The organism is Burkholderia sp. S171 (assembly GCF_009766085.1).
Lineage (GTDB): Bacteria > Pseudomonadota > Gammaproteobacteria > Burkholderiales > Burkholderiaceae > Caballeronia.
Genome location: NZ_LMUF01000001.1, coordinates 51,481 through 68,155, shown reverse-complemented (window position 1 = coordinate 68,155; position 16,675 = coordinate 51,481). Strand labels below are relative to the sequence as shown.

Sequence of the window (16,675 nt, the reverse complement as noted above, 5' to 3'; positions counted from 1 at the left end):
GCATCGGTCTAACCGGTTCAAAACTTAGTGTCCCCCTGCTCCCGCCGCCGCTGCGCTGCCGTCCTTGCCCGGCTTGGTGATCCAGATAAGCGGGATGATCGCGATGAAAATAACCGCCGACAACCAGAAGATATCGTTCAGTCCAAGCATGGCGGCTTGTGCATTGAGCGACGATTCGAAGAACGCCATGGCTTGCGCCGCGCTCCCTCCAAGCGTGTTCTGCAAGGCATTAATACTCGCGACGAAGTTCGGGTTATTGACACTCGTTTGTTCAGCCAGTTGAGCATGATGCAGGATTGTCCGGTCGTTCCAGCCGGTACTCACGAGCGATGTTCCAACGGCACCCGCAAAGACCCGCGTGAAATTTGACAACCCCGCAGCAGCGGGTATTTTGTCCGCCGGCAAGCCGGACAAAATGATCGCCGTCAGCGGTACGAAAAACAGCGCGGTAGGAACGCCTTGCAACAAGGTAGGCACGACCAGGGTCCAGGTATCGACGCCGGTCGTATAAAACGAACGCATGAAAAACACGCCGGCAAAACCGAGAAAAGCGAGCGTCGCAAGCACCCGTGCGTCGCTCTTCGGCATGATCTTGGCCATCACCGGCGTAAGCAACACAGCAAAAATACCCAGCGGCGCCATAGCCAGACCTGCATCGACAGAGCGATAGTTCAGGTACTGCTGCATCCACGTCGGCAAGATCACGAGGTTCGAGAAGAACAGCGCATACGCGACTGAGATCGCGATGGTTCCGCCCAGGAAATTACGTCCCTTGAAGAGCCGGAGATTGATGATCGGATTTTTTTCCGTCAACTCCCAGACCATGAAAAACACGAAGCTGATCAACGCAAAGATCCCCAACGCGACAATCACCGGCGAGGTGAACCAGTCGAGGTCCTTGCCTTTATCGAGCATGATCTGCAACGAACCGACCCACGCAATCAACGAGATCAGGCCTACTTTGTCGATAGGGATCCGCTTCACCGGCGTTTCGCGCGTCCGGTAGATCGCCCATGTCACGCCGGCTGCAAACAGGCCGACTGGAATGTTGATGTAGAAGATCCAGGACCACGAGTAGCTATCGGTGATCCATCCACCCAGCGCCGGTCCGACGATAGGCCCAACCGTCGCGGTCATGGCCCATAACGCCAGCGCGTGCGAGCTCTTTTCCTTCGGATACGAACCGAGCAGAATGGCTTGCGAGAGCGGGATCAGCGGACCGGCGACCGCGCCTTGCAGGATCCGCGCGCCAAGCAACACGGGCAGGGTCGGCGCAAGGCCGCACAGCCATGAGGAAATCACGAACAACAGGATTGCCCACACGAATAGCTTCACTTGCCCGACCCGTTGGGTGAGCCAGCCAGTGAGCGGAATCGAAATGGCGTTGGCCGCGGCGAACAGGGTAATGACCCACGTTCCTTCATCGACAGAAACACCCAGGTTGCCCGAGATGGTCGGGATCGCCACATTCGCAATCGACGAATCCAGCACGTTCATGAACGTGGCAAGTGCAACGGCAAGCGTGGCAAGCGCCAGTTTCCCGCCAGTGAGTGGCGCGAGCGCGCCGGACTGAGACGACGTATTCATCAATACTCCGAATGACACACACTAAATCTGACTTGTCAGATATTTGATTAAAAGAATGCGCTTGCTGCTTAGTCGCTTGGTTACTCAACCGGCGCGATGCGGCTGGGCTTGATCGCGCTTCGCCATGGTCCTGGGAGCGGCTATCGGAATGTTGTCTGCGATCACCTTGGCGATCTCCGCATCGGCTTGCGCGCCGTATTGCTCGAATACATCTGTCCGATAAGAAGTGTTGGTTGCGGCGGCCAGTTGCGTACCGGATTCATCACGCGTTTCGACTTCCACGTCCATCGACAAGCCGATGCGCAGCGGGTGCTGTTGAAGCTCATGCGGGTCAAGCTGGATACGTGCCGGCAAGCGTTGCACGACCTTGATCCAGTTGCCTGTCGCGTTCTGTGCAGGCAGCACGGCAAACGCGCTGCCCGTGCCCGCGGAAAAACCCACCACGCGGCCGTGATACTTGACGTCCGAACCATATACATCGGCCGTCAACGTGACCGGCTGACCAATGCGCATGCGCCGCAGTTGCCCTTCTTTAAAGTTGGCGTCGACCCAGACGCCGTCGAGCGGCACGATCGCCATCAGCGGTGTACCGGGAGCGACGCGCTGCCCGACCTGCACCGAACGGCGCGCGACGTAACCCGTCACCGGCGCGGGCAAGGTGTTACGAGCATAGCTCAGGTAAGCATCGCGAAGCTTGCTCGCAGCAGCCTGCACGTTCGGGTGTTGTTCGACCGACGTGCGGTCGGTGAGCACGTGGTTCGCTTCGGCTTGCTGACGCATGGCGTCGAGTGAGGCTTGCGCGCTTTTGACGGCATCGCGGGCATGCGACACGTCTTCGGCAGACACCGCCCCGGTGTTCTCCACCGCCTGGCGGCGTTGCAGATCCGAGTTGGCGCGGGCGAGATCCGACTCGCGTTGAGCGATGCTCGCCGCATAGAAGTCGTTGTTGACGTAGAGGCTGCTCACTTCTCGCACGGTCTGGCCAAGCGTGGCTTCCGCATTCCCGAGCGCAACTTTTGCATCGGCTGAGTCCAGCGTCACGACCGGGTCGCCAGCCTTGACGATCTGCGTATCGTCCGCGTTCACCGCGACAACCGTGCCGCTGACTTGCGGCGTGAGTTGCACGAGATTGCCGCTGACGTAAGCGTCGTCCGTCGACTGGTAGAAGCGTGCATCGGTGTAGTAATACGCGCCGTAGGCTGCGGCCGAGATGACGATTGCTGCGCCGAGCAAGGAAAGCAGCAGCTTGCGTTTCGTGCGCGGCGCGGCCTCTTGGGGTAAGGCACCCTTGGTTGCCTGATTTGAATCCACCGCAGCGCGGTCGGACTGGATGGTGTCGCTCATTGCAAATTCTCCTACGGGTCCGTGGAATGCCGGCTCAGCGCGCGGCAACAGTGTTGGAAGACGAAGAGGCGTCGGCGTCGACATAACCGCCGCCGAGTGCCGCTGCGAGTGCGATCTGCTGGTCGCGACGGTTCATTTTCAGATCGACAACCGCCTGGTCTGCGGACAAGGCGTTCATGTCGGCATTCAGCACGGTCAGTTGATTCGTGAGGCCGCCCTTGTACTGGACGAGCGCGAGTTCATCGGCACGATGCGCGGCTTCTTGCGCCGTTTCTGCATCGACGAGTTGTGCATCCGTCGACCGGATCTGCGCGAGTTGCGTCGCGACATCGCTTAGCGCGGTGACGAGTGTCTGGTTATAGGTCGCAACCGCATAATCGAAATCGGCGTAACGGCCTTTGAGTTGAGCGCGCAATGCGCCGGCATCGAAGATCGGCAAGTGGATCGCCGGACCGGCCGTTGCCGTTCTGCTCGCGGCCGTCAGCAAGCGGCCAAAGCCGAATGCGTCCAGGCCAATTGATGCGCTTAAGTTGATGTCAGGATAGAACTCGGCCTTCGCTTCCTTCACATCGTGTGTAAGCGCGTCCACACGCCAGCGCGCCGCGACCAGGTCGGGCCGGCGGCTGACGAGATCGGCCGGCAGGTTGTCGGGGAGGAGCACCTGCTCTCCCACGCCAAGCGCCGGGCGCTGGATCGTCAAGCCACGATCAGGTCCCGCACCAAGCAACGCGGCAATCTGATAGCGCGTGGTGAGAATCTGGCCGTCCAGCGCGGTCAAGGACGCATGACTTGTCGCGACGTTTGCTTGCGCCGTCTTGCGCTCTACTTCCGTGTCCAGCCCGGTCGCAATCCGGCCCGCTGCAATACGTTCGATCTGATCGCGTTGCGCGACTTCGCGAGCGGCGATATCGCGCTGGTCACAAAGCCGCGCAAGCTGGTTATAAGCGCGGGCAATCGAGGTAGTCAGCGTCAGCTTCACGACTTCAGCATCCGCTTCGCTTGCCTGCGTTTGCGACACCGCCGCCCTCAACGCTTCACGATTCTTGCCCCACAGGTCGAGGTCGTACGAAGCGGATGCAAGCAGCTTGTTTTCGGTCTGCCACGAACCCGCGTAAGGCGGTGGCACGAGCGCGGTGCCGGAATACTGCTGGCGGGTCATCGAATAATCCGCACCGACGTTGGGCATGGTGTTGGCCTTCGCCGTTTCACTATAAGCATTGGCCGAAGCAACCCGGGCACGCGCCTGATCAAGGGACGGACTGTTCTTCAATGCTTCCGCAATCAGCGTTTTCAGCTGCGCATCGCCGAATTGATCGGCCCAACCCGCTGCCGGCCAATGACCGCTCTCGGACGGGATGCTTTGTGTCGTCTCGTACGATTGCGGCTGGGCCATCTGCTGGTTGCTATGAATGCCCGCGTAGTTCGCGCACGCCGACAGCACCGCGGCAAACATCACCGAAACACCCACGGTCGACGCTCTCGAACCGATTGCTTTTCTATTTAACTGTTTTTTCATTTTCTGACTTGTCAGATAATTGGACAAAAAAAAGCGGCTTACTTATTCAGCTTACTTATTCAGCCGGCTAATGCGGCTCACTTACTCATCAAGAAATTTACGAAGCAGGCGGCGCAACTCTTCAAACTCGACCTTGCTGAATTTCTTCAGATGCGCGTTCAACACATCCGGTGCGACTTCCGGAATCTGGGTGGTAACCTCCTCACCCTTTTTCGTCAACGCCAGATTAACGACACGGCGATCTTCAAGACTGCGCGAGCGCTGCAGCAACTCCTTCGCTTCCAGCTTGTCGAGCATGCGCGTCATCAGACCGGTATCAATCCCCAACACCTTCGACAATTCGAACGGCGTTGCAGCCAGACCGAGGGTGAGCGACATCAAGATACCCATCTGCTGACTGGAAATATCCAGGTCCTTCAGCGCCGCATCCATCTCGACTGTCAGGATGTTGCGCGCCTTGTTGATCAAGAAACCGATGCTTTGGGTGGGACGAAAATTTTCCTTGCTGTAGTGATTCATCGCTCGCTCCGTTGATGAATCGCATATTATTTGACATGTCAGATACTGTCAAGATAGTTTTCAGGTAAATTTTAGAGGGGTTGCCAACGCCAATCGACTCATTCCACATCGGCGGTTTAAGGTTGCGCCCCCGCATAGTAAGCCGCTGCTGCATCGATTTCCCCAGGCGTCATATTTCGCGCAACATTGCGCATCTGCTGGTTGATATCGTTATGACGCGTGTCGTTCGCGAACGCCTGCAATTGCGCGCGCGTGTACGCAGCCGGCATCCCCTCGAGCCAAGGGCTTCCCGCCTTATGATCGATACCGCCGTGACACGACGCACAAGAAGCAATGTTTCGCATCGGCGCTCCGCCTGACACGATGTCCGGCACGGAGACCGCCGGCGCGGCATCGGAGCGCAGCGCCACCGGTCTGGGCAAATACGCGTAATAGGCGGAGAGATCGCGCATGTCCTGGTCGCTCAGGTTCGAGACCATGGGCGACATCACCGCATTACGGCGCGCGCCAGACTGAAAGTCGAGCAACTGCTTGTAGATCACAGAAGAATACTGTCCCGCGAGATTCGGCGAGTTGGCGTCGCTCATGCCTCGCACACCGTGACACATGGTGCAACGCATGGACAAGGTCGCGCCGCGGCCAATCGACGTGCTGCTGGACGCCGCCAGCAGTTGCGGCGTCATGACGACCGTGCTGGTTTGCACCAGCGGCACGGGCGTGGCCGACGAACCGCGCAACCATTGTTGCGGCACGCCCGCTGCGCTGCAGATCGCATTCCAGACGCCCTGGAAGGGTTGATCACTTTGCGCCGAAGGCAGCCATATGAAACCCACCGCAGCCGAAAACACCACCAACCCAAGCATGCCGCCAACGGTAACCGTGAACCACCGGTTACGTAACGAGAACAGGCGTTCTTCGCTCATCGCTGCGGCCCTCCAATCATGATCGCGGGGACGGACGTATCGGAGCGGAACAACAGCGAAGCGACCGGATAACCGTAGTTAAAGAGCGTCAGGCCGATCATCAGCGCAAGCCACAGGCCAAAGCTGTTCAACGCAACCGGAATGGTCTTCGATTCATGCACCGCCGTGCTGAACGTGTACTCTGCAACCACACTTCGCGGTCCACGATGGTTGCGAATCAGCACGATGAAAAACATGACCGCCGAGACAACCAGGATAACGCCGCCAATAGTCGAGACGATTACCGATAACGCTTGTGCCGCGATCTCCGGGTCGGTGTAATCGAAGAAGGCCATGCGCCTCGGCATGCCGAGAATGCCGGCGAAATGCCACGGGAATGTCAGCACGATCATGCCGATGAACCACAGCCACAACTGCTGGCGCATCAGCTTCAATTGCGTCATCGCGCGGCCGGTGAGATGCGGCCAGAGATCATAGGCGATCGCGAAATACATGATGACGATTGCCCCTCCAAAGATCAGATGGAAGTGACCGGTGATCCACTGCGTATTGTGAATGGTCGAGTCGAGCTGGTAGCTCATGTTGATGATGCCACCCGCCCCGCCAAAGCCAAGCATCACGAACGAAAATGCGAGCGCAAGCATCATCGGATTTTCCCAGGGCAACGCCTTGATCCAGCCAAAGCTGCCCCGGCCGCCGCGCAGGCGCGCCGCTATTTCGACCGATGCGCAAATGGTGAACACTGTCAGCAAGGTTGGCACCGCGACGAGCGCCGTGAACACCGAATGCATGAACTTGAAACCCGAACCCACTTGCGGATCGGCGAACAGATGGTGAATGCCGATCGGCATCGAAACCACCAGGAACAGGATGAACGAAACGCGCGCCATCGAATCGCTGTACAGACGGCCGCCGATCGCGCGCGGCAGGATCGTGTAATACGCTATGTAGGCAGGCATCAGCCAGAAGTAGACGATCGCGTGCAGGGACCACGAAAAGAACACGCGGGCAAGACCGGCGTCGATCGTCGTCTTGAAGCCAAGCGCCACAGGCAGGATCTGGAACAGGATCTCAATGGCCGCACCGACCGCTGTCCAGCCCCATAAATAGGCCCCGGCCAAGGTGGCGAACATGGCCAGAGGGACCGGCACACCCTTGTGCTCGCGCTTCCACACGGCAAGGTTGATCGACATCAGCGCGACCCAGATCCACGAGCCGACCACCACCAGCACAACGCCGATGTAGTAGAACGCATTGCCGATCATCGGCGGGTAGAAGGTGTAGAGAACGGAGGCAAGCCCCATGGCGACGGGGACCATCGCGGTGACCGTACCCACGGCCACGAGGATGAAACCAGCCCACGCCCAGCGCGCGCCGACCAGCGGTTTCTTCAGCGCCAGTTCGGTGACCGCGTAACCGAAGCCCATTGCGATCAGCGTGGGAAACACGTAGGCCATGGCCGAGCCGTGCGCCGTGACCGAGCGATAGTAGAGTTCCGGATTCTTCAGCCAAGGATGCAGCGGGCTGCGCACCCACATTTGCCACGCGCCGAGCAGCAACGCGCCGCCGAAGCTGATGAAGCCAAGCCAGAAATGCGCGAGAACGAGTCGCTTGCTATTTAACACAGCTGAGTCTCCGCGAACCGTTAGCGTTTGCCATCTTGAGGAAAGCCGTTTTATCGATCACCTTGACGTGAGCCCACATGCCCTGATGTCCCGTGCCGCAGAACTCATGGCACGGCATCAGATGGTCGCCGGGCTGCGTGAAGGTACTCTTGAAGGTGGAGATATAACCGGGCTCGAGCATCGAATTGATATTCGTGTTCGTAATCAGGAATCCATGTATGACGTCCGCGCTGGTCGCGCGAAATGTGATGGGCGTATCGGCCGGAATCAACAGACATTGCGGCGTGAACGAGTACTGCTGCGCGACAATTCGCACAGTCACCGACCCATCCGCTTCAACCGCGCTGCCCAGGTTGCTCTCAATGAATTCACCGCTTACGTTGAGCGTTTCAGGCCGTATGGTCTCCACTCGGGATGGCGGCATCATGGCCCAATGCAGGCCGGTGAAGATCGTCATGGCGACCAGCACGCAAAGAATGATGACTACGAGCAGCGCCCACTTGCGCTCGATGCGCGCGGCCATGTCAGCGGACGCATGCGACGGGTGTTCAGTGCTCATTGGATAACGCCGCGGGGTAAGAAGACGAAGAAATAAAACACAAACCACAAGCCGATCACAACGGCCGTGGCCGCTCCGGCCAGCGCGATCGCGCCGTGTGGCCCGTCTCGCACGATCTCATCGACAGCGGCATCTTCTTTCTCGGAATCAGTCATGACGTCCTCAATAAAGTGGCGCTGAGCGCAACGTGTTGACTTCCTTGACGCTCACCGGTGTGCCGTGATTGCCCCAGGCCGTGCGGATATACGTGACCACTGCTGCGACCTCGACATCGGAGAGCGACTGAGCGAACGGCGGCATGCCATAGGGCATCGGGTTCTTCTTCGTGCCCGGCGCATATCCGCCGTTCAGCACCATGCGAATCGGATTCACCGACGACGTCATCTGGATCGACTGGTTGTTCGCCAAAGGCGGGAAATGCGGCAGCTTGCCCTGCCCTTGCGATGCATGGCACAGCGCGCATTGCGCGTCGTAGATCTTTTTCCCCAGCGGCGAAAGGCTGGTCTGTTGTTCGGTGACCGCGGCAGTTGCAGGCGCAGGCTTTTCGCCGGCACGCGCAGGCAACGTCTTCAAATACACCGCCACCGCGTGAATGTCCTGATCCGTCAGATACTGGAAGCTGTCGTACACGACCTCGGCCATGGGCCCATACACGGCCCCACGATTCGACACGCCCGACTGGAGCAGGTCCGATATGTCCTCGATGCTCCAGTCGCCCAGCCCCGCTTCCTTATTCGATGTCAGCGAAGGTGCATACCAGTTCTGCACCGGGATCAAGCCTCCTTCGAAGCGCTTGGAAGGTGAATTGCCGCCCAGCGCATTGATCGCGGTATGGCACATCGTGCAATGGCCGAGCCCTTCAACCAGATAAGCACCGCGATTCCATTCCACCGATTGCGTGGTGTCAGGCTGGTATTCGCCGGGCTTCATGTACAGCATGCGCCATCCGTACAGCAATGAGCGCTGGTTGAACGGGAACCGCAATTCATGCGCACGATTAGGCTGATGAATGGGCGGCGTGGACAACAGGTACGCGTAGATTGCGTCGGAGTCGTCGCGCGTGACCTTGGTGTAGGAAGCAAACGGCATGGCCGGATAAAGGAGCTGGCCGTCGCGCGCCTTGCCCGTATGCATCATGGTGTAGAACTCAGCCGAGGTCCACTTGCCAATACCGGTCTCTCTATCCGATGAAATGTTCGGCGTATAGAGCGTGCCGAACGGCGTTTCCATTGCGCGGCCACCGCCGAATAGTTTGCCCGCGGGTACTGTATGGCACGCGATGCAATCGCCGGCGCGAGAGAGATATTCGCCACGAGCAATCACTGCGGGATCGGCGGCGCGTGCATTCAACGTCACGACGCAAGCGCAAACAAGCATGAGGGCACGGAAACTTAGCACGTCTATTTCCTCGCCTATTGTTTAGGGACAGTGCCGCAAGCGAGCGGCATCTTGAGTGACCCTGCCGCCACCGGCGCGGGATTCTCCGGTGCAGGCAACGAAGCCAGATACGCCGCGATAGCCGTGATGTCCCGGTCGGCCAGTTTCGTGGCGACGTCATGCATGCAATCGGGCGCGAGCGTGGTGCGCGTACCGTAACGCCATGCGCCTAACTGCGCGCTGATGTAGTCGGAGTGCAGGCCGAGCAAGCCCGGAATGGCCGGCTCCATGCCGGTCAGCGCCGCACCGTGACATGCAACGCATGCGGGGATCTTGCGTGACGCGGCACCGCTATTGACCAATGTTTTGCCTAGCGCAAGCGTTGCGGTATCGGCAGTCACAGGCGTAGGAGCGGGAAATGGCGGATGCTCGGCGGCAAAGTATTCCGCGATTTTCATCAGATACGGATCAGGGAGATAAGCCAATAAATAATTCATTGGCGGGTACTTCCGACGACCGTCTCTGAAGGCGAGCAATTGGTTGTAAAGATAACCAGCAGGCTTGCCTGAGAGGCGCGGGTAATAGTCGTTGCTTGTGCCTTCACCCTGCGCGCCATGACACGCCGCGCAACCGAGCACGCGCGCTTGCATGGTGTCAGGCGCCCTCTCGGCCGGCGCCTCGCCAGCGGCGAATGCATGCAGGCTTGAAGTTGCGAGCAGCACTAGTGTTAAGACGACGCTGCGTATGCCCACCGTTGTATCCCTCGATCGGGTTTTTGTGTCTGCAGTATTTCGCTACAGCTAATTTTTTATAACCAGGCAACTGCACTGGTAGGTGAGCTTAAAGCACTTAGGCCGATTTGCCGAGCGCTAAGATTCACATGATTTCACGCATTATTAATCATTATTGAGATGATTCAACATGCCGAAATAATGAGCTTGAACGTTCAATGATCCATGTCAAAGAACCCGCATTATTTTCCGGGCATCGGCTTTTTCTTTAAGTGTTTTGCTAGGGCGCGGATAGTGCCGGCTGGCTTGAGACAACCGTCGGATGCTTCGCCACTGTCTACCGAAAATCAGGCGGAATCGGTTATTTAAAAAGTTCGGTGAAACGCCTAAGCTTACTCAAGTCGCCGCATCGGGCATCGTTTAAATCAAAGGAGACATCATGCAAACTCGTCTGGATTTCTACAAAGCCAAGCCGTCCGCCATCAAGGCCCTGATTGCGGTGGAAGAGTACATTGGTAAGTCATCGTTGGAAAAACCGCTGGCGGAACTGGTACGCCTGCGTGCATCGCAGATCAATGGCTGCGCCTTCTGTGTAGACATGCACACGACCGATGCGCGCAAGGGTGGTGAGACGGATCGCCGGCTGGCAGCTGTGGTGGTATGGCGTGAGACGCCGTTCTTCACGGACCGCGAACGCGCGGCGCTGGAATGGACCGAAGCGCTCACGCTGGTCTCGCATGACCATGTACCCGATGCCGTCTGGGAAGCCGTGCGACCGCATTTCACCGAAGAAGAGATCGTGGACCTGACGCTGCTGGTGACGTCGATCAACAGTTGGAACCGTTTTGCGATCGCGTTTCGCAAGATGCCGGCCTGATCAAACGAGCATGGCGCAGACGATAAATCGTTCTGCGCCATGCTTCCCACGCTGAATCATCGCAAACGGCTTACCGGTGTCGCTCAGGGATGGGCCATTCATTCCGAGCAATGGCGGTTGGCAGTCAGACGACGGCCAACTGCTTGCTATGCCCTGCTCACGACCCCGCATAGATATTGCAGAAGCTGACAGGGCCAACGCAGGCTTCAGGAGCTTGCGTACCACTCATCCTGGCGCGCGGGGCGCCAACGTTCGAGCCGGCAGCAACACCGCCGTACGCGCTTGCGTTTTTCTGCTGATTTGCGGCCTGGTTCTGAAACACCGGGGGGATATCCGGGTACGATGCATTCGACACGTACTCCGAACCATTTTGTTGCGCTTCCACCAGTTGCTGGCGAACTTCGGAACGGGTCAGTCCTTGCGCGAAAGCGCTTGAGGAAACCAGGACGGCGGCGGACAACGTAAGCAAGGCAAGTGTCTTCATTTTCGACTCCAATGTGTTTAACGGGTTGGTACTAGGGCTAACCCATTTCCTGCCGGATTTATTCCTGAGTCGTCGAAAATAAATTGAGGCGTGGCTGCACGACGTCGCAGGCACTTAAGACAAACATAGCGGCAACCAACAAAAAGCCGCCGGAGCATTAACTCCGGCGGCCGCATGCATTTGCTCCGAGCAAAACGAGAAACTTGGAATGCCTAAAGCGCTTGCACTTGAACAGGCGTACCCGGCTTACCCGAGACTTGGGGCGCAATCACCAGATAGCGCCGTTTGTCGGCGGCGCTACTGGTCCCTGGCACGACTACCTGACGGATCTGCCCGATCGCATCGACAATCGCCGCGCCGGCCGGGTTCGTCATGAACAACGCAAGCGATTCCACATTGCCGCTGCCATCGGGGTTATCGGATAGACCCAGCACATAGGGCGATTTCGGCTGCAAGCCCGTAGCCGATGCCTGCAGCACCTGCAGCAAGCCCTGATCGAATAGTGCGACGCTGGTCGGCGCCGTGTCCGTCTGCTGGGCCGCCCCTACCGGCACCAAACTGAGGTGCGCACTCTCGCCTGCCAACCCAAGCGGTTGCGTGTTCTGCGTGCCGTCACCTTCAGGCACCGCGTTCGGCACATAGACAACTGCTTGCGGCGCCTGCCCGATCGGAATAGTGGCGATAACTTTATTCGTCAAGGTATCGATAGCCGTCATCCCATCGGCATTTTCCAGGCCGACATATACGCGGCTGCCATCGCCTGATGGCCAGATTCCATGCGGCAATTTTCCGACCGGGATGGTGGCGACTTGCGAGAAGTCGTCGGTACGGAACACCTTCACCTGGTTCAGGCCGCCGACCGTCACATAAGCAAATGTACCGTTGGCGTTATGCACGATGTTCACGTGGTTCGTGATCGGACCTGTATCAAGCACCTTGAGCGTGGCGAACGGCGGACGAGCGTCGAAGACTTGCGTTTTGCCCGTATCTTTCAGCGTGAACCAGACCTGCTTGCCGTCGGGCGTGGCCGCAATGTTCGGGCAGAACGGACTGACCTGCGTGACTTTGCCGACGAGTTTGTGATCGGCCACGGAAATCACATCCACTTCTGGATTGAACGATGAGCACACGTACCCGTATTTGCCGTCGGGCGAGAAAATCTGCATGCCCGGACCTGCGGGCGTGATGATGCGGGTCTTCTCTTCATACGTGTGGCCATCCAGCACCGACACGTAGTTTTCTCCCCGCACGGTCACCCAGACCTCGTTGCCGTCCGGAGTAAAAAACGCCTCGTGAGGCGCTCGGCCAACATAAGTTACATGCTTGACGGCGTTGGTCTGCGTGTCAATGAACGATACAGAATTCGAGCCGATCGAGACCACCGCGATCGTACGATGGTCGGGCGAGAAACCCATGCCATGCACGAGTACCTGGCCCTTGTACAACGGGCTGAAATTGCCCGGTGACGGGTCGCCAAGACGAATTACGCCTACCAGTCTATTGTCGACGGGGTCGGTAACGGAGACCGTATTCGAGAACTGTTCGGCCGCATAGACGCGGTCGTGATGGCTGATCGCCACGTCAGGTGCGGACGCGAGATCCGGCGCCTGTCCTGCGCAGGCAAGCTGCGGGATTACCCCGAATGCGGCCGTCGCGAACACCGTCAGCGCGGCGGAAAATAGAGTGGCTCGTTTCATTTCATCTCCTGATCCATACGCATGTGCATGGGCATCGTTGTGTTGGATGTGGCTTGGGCGGGTGCTGCGTTTGCCGGCGCCTGGCTTTGATCCGGAGCCGGTGCCGAAGGCGGCAACGGCTGACCGAGTGCGAGGTGCATGGCGGTGATTTCCTGCTGCTGTTCAACGATGATTTCCTGAGCTATCCGACGTAATTGCTCGTTGTGTCCATAGCGTAGTTCGGCTTGCGCCATATCGATTGCGCCTTGATGATGCGGAATCATCATCGCGGTGAAATCGCGGTCGACGTCGCCGCTGGGCTTGATAGACATGCCGTCCATCATGCGCGTCATCGCCTGATCGTTTTCCTGAAGAAATGGCGTTTCCGGGCCTGCTGTCGCCGCATCTGCTGCACGGGCCGGGGAACTGGCTGAACCTAGCGCAACGGCGGCGACGGAGATCGCGGCAGCAGCCACGCAGCGCGTACGCAGGACCGTAATGAAATTGGAAGGCATGGCAATTCACCTCGAAGGACTGGCGTGAAGGACGCGTGATAGACATCAATGCCAGCGCTAACCCCGTTGCTCAACCCTTTATTCCACAATCTTTTTCTCCACTAGTAAAAAGCAGCTCCGGCCATGCACAGCCAAGACCCGCAGCCAAGACCTATAGGCAATTCAGCACGAATAGTCGTAATCTTGTATAAGGTTTCGAATTAAGAACGACTATAAAAATCCCCCACGACAACTGGAGTTGCAGATGACGACCCTTTCCATCAACGGCGAATCTCACACCGTCGACGCCCCTCCCGACATGCCGCTCCTCTGGGTGCTGCGCGATCTGGTCGGTCTCACGGGCACCAAATTCGGCTGCGGTATCGCGCAATGCGGCGCGTGCACCGTGCACCTCGACGGTCAGGCGGTGCGCTCCTGCGTGCTGCCGATCGCGGCGGTCGGCGATCGCAAGGTGACGACCATTGAGGCCGTCAACACCACGCCTGCAGGAAAGAAAGTGCAGGACGCATGGCTCGCGCTCGATGTGGTGCAGTGCGGGTACTGTCAGTCGGGTCAGGTGATGTCGGCGGCTTCGCTAATCGCCTCGAACCCTAATCCCTCGGATGCCGATATCGACGCCGCAATGGCTGGCAACATCTGCCGCTGCGGTACGTACAACCGTATCCGTGCAGCGGTCAAGCACGCCGCCAAGGGGGCGTGACATGTCGCGAGGATTACTCGATGCACAAAACCGTCGCGCGCCCGACGGCCTGAACCGGCGCACGTTTTTAAAGCTTGGGGTATCGGTCGGCGCAGCGGTTGGCGGCGGCTTGATGCTGGGTTTCAGCCTGCCCGCGGCAAGCCAGGGCGAAGCGCCCAATGCCAAATCGGTGATTGGCGGCGACGGCAATGAAGCGCCGCAAAGCGGTGTATTCGAACCCAACGCGTTTGTGCAGATCGACGCAACGGGCAAGGTCACGTTGGTGATTCCCAAGGTCGAGATGGGCCAGGGAATCTACACGTCCATCCCCATGCTGATCGCGGAAGAACTGGAAGTGCCGCTGGATAGCGTGGTGGTCGATCACGCGCCGCCGAACGAAAAGCTCTTCATGGACCCGCTGCTCGGCGGCCAGTTGACCGGTGGATCGACGTCGATCCGCTATGCATGGGAGCCCATGCGAAAGGCCGGTGCAACCGCACGCGTGATGCTCATTTCCGCGGCGGCGCAGCAATGGCAGGTCGATCCGGCGTCGTGCCACGCAGAGAAAGGCGAAGTGGTGCATGCCGCGAGCAATCGCCGTATCGGTTACGGACAGCTCGTCGATGCCGCCGCGAAACTGCCCCCGCCGCAGAATGTGCCGCTTAAAGATCCAAAGGATTTCAAACTGATTGGCACCGCCGCCAAGCGTCTCGACTCGCCCGAAAAAGTGGACGGCACGGCCATGTTCGGACTCGATGTCCGGGTGCCGGGCATGGTCTATGCCGCCATTGTGAATAGCCCGGTGTTCGGCGGTACGCTTGTCTCCGTCGATGACACGAACGCGAAGAAGATCCCCGGCGTTCGCCAGGTGATCAAGCTCGACAACGGCGTCGCCGTAATCGGAGACCATACGTGGGCCGCCAAACGCGGCGCGGCAGCGCTCGATATCACATGGAACGAAGGTCGCGGCGCGGACTTTTCGACGGCCAAAGTGGTGCAGCAACTCGCCGATGCATCGAAGCGCGATGGCGCCGTGGCGCGTAAGGACGGCGACGTCAAGAAAGGCTTCAACGACGCCAAGACGCGCATTGATGCGGTGTACCAACAACCCTTCCTCGCGCACGCCACCATGGAACCGGTGAACTGCACGGTGTCGGTGCGCGCTGACGGCTGCGATATCTGGGTGGGCACGCAGGTCCCCACGCGTGCGGTGGATACGGCCGTGAAGATCACCGGCCTGACCGCCGACAAGATCACCGTGCACAACCATTTGCTCGGCGGCGGCTTCGGGCGCCGGCTGGAAACCGATTTTATCGGCCAGGCGCTGAAGGTCGGCAAGCAGGTCGGCACGCCCGTGAAGGTCACGTGGACGCGCGAGGAGGACGTCCAGCACGACATGTATCGCCCGTATTACTACGACGTCATCTCCGCCGGCCTCGATGCCAACGGCAAGCCCGTCGCGTGGCAGCATCGGATAGTGGGGTCGTCCGTGATGGCACGTTTCGCTCCGCCCGCATTCAAGAACGGCCTTGATCCCGACGCGGTGGAAGTGGCCGCCGACCTGCCCTACGACCTCCCGAATCAGTTCATCGACTATGTGCGGCAGGAACCCATGGACATCCCCACCGCGTTCTGGCGCGGCGTGGGTCCGACTCGCGGCACCTTCGTCGTCGAAAGTTTCATGGACGAACTCGCGGCCCAAGCGAAGGTCGATCCGGTGAAGTATCGCCACGACTTGCTAGGCAAGACGCCGCGCGCGCAGAACGTGCTCGACGTGGCCGCCCATGAAGCCGGCTGGGGCAACACGCTGCCAAAGGGCCAGGGACGCGGGGTATCGGTCATGCACGCGTTCGGCAGCTTCTTCGGCATGGTGGTGGACGTGACCGTGAACGGCGACGGCGAAGTGGCCGTGAACCGCGTGGTCTGCGCGGTGGATTGCGGCATGGTGGTGAATCCAAACACCATCGAGGCGCAGATCCAGGGCGGCATTATCTTCGGCATCACGGCAGCGCTTTATAGCGAGATCACGATCAAGGATGGTCGCGTCGAGCAATCCAACTTCACGGATTACCGGATGCTGCGGATTGATCAGACACCGCCTATCGAGGTGCATATCGTGAAGAGCAGCGAGGCGCCAGGAGGCATCGGCGAACCCGGTACAGCAGCACTTGCTCCCGCGCTGACCAACGCAATTTTCGCCGCCACCGGCAAGCGCTTGCGGCAGTTGCCCGTTGGCCGTCAACTGCAAAGCGCATGAGGGACT

At 59.1% G+C, this 16,675-nt stretch carries 16 protein-coding genes; 3 read left to right on the top strand and 13 right to left on the bottom strand.

What is annotated here, in order from left to right; genetic code table 11:
- Positions 1-24 precede the first annotated feature (24 nt).
- From GSQ93_RS00300 to GSQ93_RS00255, 10 genes are all read right to left on the bottom strand, one after another.
- Positions 25-1,587: a DHA2 family efflux MFS transporter permease subunit gene (locus GSQ93_RS00300; protein ID WP_158933701.1), complete on the bottom strand. Its 1,563-nt coding sequence runs from the start codon at positions 1,585-1,587 to the stop codon at positions 25-27.
- Positions 1,588-1,671: 84 nt separating this feature from the next.
- Entirely contained in the window at positions 1,672-2,931 is a 1,260-nt protein-coding gene (locus tag GSQ93_RS00295) for an HlyD family efflux transporter periplasmic adaptor subunit (RefSeq protein WP_158933700.1), read from the bottom strand.
- Between the two features lie 34 nt (positions 2,932-2,965).
- A complete protein-coding gene (locus tag GSQ93_RS00290) occupies positions 2,966-4,447 on the bottom strand; it encodes an efflux transporter outer membrane subunit (protein WP_158933699.1) in 1,482 nt (493 codons plus the stop codon).
- Between the two features lie 81 nt (positions 4,448-4,528).
- Positions 4,529-4,966: a MarR family winged helix-turn-helix transcriptional regulator gene (locus tag GSQ93_RS00285; RefSeq protein ID WP_158933698.1), complete on the bottom strand. Its 438-nt coding sequence runs from the start codon at positions 4,964-4,966 to the stop codon at positions 4,529-4,531.
- Positions 4,967-5,082: 116 nt separating this feature from the next.
- Positions 5,083-5,889 (bottom strand): cytochrome c, encoded by an 807-nt coding sequence (locus tag GSQ93_RS00280; protein WP_158933697.1) that lies wholly within the window; start codon positions 5,887-5,889, stop codon positions 5,083-5,085.
- Positions 5,886-7,514, bottom strand: a complete 1,629-nt coding sequence (locus tag GSQ93_RS00275) for a b(o/a)3-type cytochrome-c oxidase subunit 1 (protein WP_158933696.1) — start codon at positions 7,512-7,514, stop codon at positions 5,886-5,888. Before GSQ93_RS00275 ends, GSQ93_RS00280 begins: the two co-directional genes overlap by 4 nt.
- Positions 7,504-8,073: a cytochrome C oxidase subunit II gene (locus GSQ93_RS00270; RefSeq protein ID WP_158933695.1), complete on the bottom strand. Its 570-nt coding sequence runs from the start codon at positions 8,071-8,073 to the stop codon at positions 7,504-7,506. The genes GSQ93_RS00275 and GSQ93_RS00270 overlap by 11 nt, the downstream gene beginning before the upstream one ends.
- Positions 8,070-8,228 (bottom strand): hypothetical protein, encoded by a 159-nt coding sequence (locus GSQ93_RS00265; RefSeq protein WP_158933694.1) that lies wholly within the window; start codon positions 8,226-8,228, stop codon positions 8,070-8,072. The genes GSQ93_RS00270 and GSQ93_RS00265 overlap by 4 nt, the downstream gene beginning before the upstream one ends.
- A 7-nt stretch (positions 8,229-8,235) precedes the next feature.
- Positions 8,236-9,450 (bottom strand): cytochrome c, encoded by a 1,215-nt coding sequence (locus GSQ93_RS00260; RefSeq protein ID WP_158933811.1) that lies wholly within the window; start codon positions 9,448-9,450, stop codon positions 8,236-8,238.
- Between the two features lie 35 nt (positions 9,451-9,485).
- Positions 9,486-10,169 (bottom strand): c-type cytochrome, encoded by a 684-nt coding sequence (locus tag GSQ93_RS00255; RefSeq protein ID WP_216857559.1) that lies wholly within the window; start codon positions 10,167-10,169, stop codon positions 9,486-9,488.
- A gap of 451 nt (positions 10,170-10,620) precedes the next feature.
- Here GSQ93_RS00255 and GSQ93_RS00250 point away from each other — a divergent pair, with 451 nt between their 5' ends.
- Positions 10,621-11,058 (top strand): carboxymuconolactone decarboxylase family protein, encoded by a 438-nt coding sequence (locus tag GSQ93_RS00250; protein ID WP_158933693.1) that lies wholly within the window; start codon positions 10,621-10,623, stop codon positions 11,056-11,058.
- A 157-nt stretch (positions 11,059-11,215) separates the two neighbouring features.
- Here GSQ93_RS00250 and GSQ93_RS00245 read toward each other — a convergent pair whose 3' ends face one another.
- The 3 genes from GSQ93_RS00245 to GSQ93_RS00235 all read right to left on the bottom strand — a co-directional run bounded on the left by GSQ93_RS00245 (position 11,216) and on the right by GSQ93_RS00235 (position 13,733).
- Positions 11,216-11,542, bottom strand: a complete 327-nt coding sequence (locus tag GSQ93_RS00245; RefSeq protein ID WP_158933692.1) for a DUF4148 domain-containing protein — start codon at positions 11,540-11,542, stop codon at positions 11,216-11,218.
- A gap of 212 nt (positions 11,543-11,754) precedes the next feature.
- On the bottom strand, positions 11,755-13,239 hold the full coding sequence (locus GSQ93_RS00240) for a YncE family protein (RefSeq protein ID WP_158933691.1): 1,485 nt from the start codon (positions 13,237-13,239) through the stop codon (positions 11,755-11,757).
- Positions 13,236-13,733 (bottom strand): DUF305 domain-containing protein, encoded by a 498-nt coding sequence (locus tag GSQ93_RS00235; protein ID WP_158933690.1) that lies wholly within the window; start codon positions 13,731-13,733, stop codon positions 13,236-13,238. Before GSQ93_RS00235 ends, GSQ93_RS00240 begins: the two co-directional genes overlap by 4 nt.
- 244 nt (positions 13,734-13,977) lie before the next feature.
- On the opposite strand from GSQ93_RS00235, the gene GSQ93_RS00230 reads away from it, so the two are divergent.
- Together GSQ93_RS00230 and GSQ93_RS00225 are read left to right on the top strand one after the other, a co-directional pair.
- Positions 13,978-14,433, top strand: a complete 456-nt coding sequence (locus GSQ93_RS00230; RefSeq protein WP_158933689.1) for a (2Fe-2S)-binding protein — start codon at positions 13,978-13,980, stop codon at positions 14,431-14,433.
- 1 nt (position 14,434) lies between these two features.
- A complete protein-coding gene (locus GSQ93_RS00225) occupies positions 14,435-16,669 on the top strand; it encodes a xanthine dehydrogenase family protein molybdopterin-binding subunit (protein ID WP_158933688.1) in 2,235 nt (744 codons plus the stop codon).
- The last annotated feature ends 6 nt before the right edge of the window (positions 16,670-16,675 follow it).

What these genes read in the sequence shown, in the direction of transcription:
- GSQ93_RS00265 (WP_158933694.1), bottom strand. Translation starts at nt 8,228, where the DNA reads ATGACTGATTCCGAGAAAGAAGATGCCGCTGTCGATGAGATCGTGCGA.
- GSQ93_RS00225 (WP_158933688.1), top strand. Translation starts at nt 14,435, where the DNA reads ATGTCGCGAGGATTACTCGATGCACAAAACCGTCGCGCGCCCGACGGC.
- GSQ93_RS00270 (WP_158933695.1), bottom strand. Translation starts at nt 8,073, where the DNA reads ATGAGCACTGAACACCCGTCGCATGCGTCCGCTGACATGGCCGCGCGC.
- GSQ93_RS00245 (WP_158933692.1), bottom strand. Translation starts at nt 11,542, where the DNA reads ATGAAGACACTTGCCTTGCTTACGTTGTCCGCCGCCGTCCTGGTTTCC.
- GSQ93_RS00230 (WP_158933689.1), top strand. Translation starts at nt 13,978, where the DNA reads ATGACGACCCTTTCCATCAACGGCGAATCTCACACCGTCGACGCCCCT.
- GSQ93_RS00240 (WP_158933691.1), bottom strand. Translation starts at nt 13,239, where the DNA reads ATGAAACGAGCCACTCTATTTTCCGCCGCGCTGACGGTGTTCGCGACG.
- GSQ93_RS00290 (WP_158933699.1), bottom strand. Translation starts at nt 4,447, where the DNA reads ATGAAAAAACAGTTAAATAGAAAAGCAATCGGTTCGAGAGCGTCGACC.
- GSQ93_RS00300 (WP_158933701.1), bottom strand. Translation starts at nt 1,587, where the DNA reads ATGAATACGTCGTCTCAGTCCGGCGCGCTCGCGCCACTCACTGGCGGG.
- GSQ93_RS00235 (WP_158933690.1), bottom strand. Translation starts at nt 13,733, where the DNA reads ATGCCTTCCAATTTCATTACGGTCCTGCGTACGCGCTGCGTGGCTGCT.
- GSQ93_RS00285 (WP_158933698.1), bottom strand. Translation starts at nt 4,966, where the DNA reads ATGAATCACTACAGCAAGGAAAATTTTCGTCCCACCCAAAGCATCGGT.
- GSQ93_RS00260 (WP_158933811.1), bottom strand. Translation starts at nt 9,450, where the DNA reads ATGCTTGTTTGCGCTTGCGTCGTGACGTTGAATGCACGCGCCGCCGAT.
- GSQ93_RS00280 (WP_158933697.1), bottom strand. Translation starts at nt 5,889, where the DNA reads ATGAGCGAAGAACGCCTGTTCTCGTTACGTAACCGGTGGTTCACGGTT.
- GSQ93_RS00250 (WP_158933693.1), top strand. Translation starts at nt 10,621, where the DNA reads ATGCAAACTCGTCTGGATTTCTACAAAGCCAAGCCGTCCGCCATCAAG.
- GSQ93_RS00295 (WP_158933700.1), bottom strand. Translation starts at nt 2,931, where the DNA reads ATGAGCGACACCATCCAGTCCGACCGCGCTGCGGTGGATTCAAATCAG.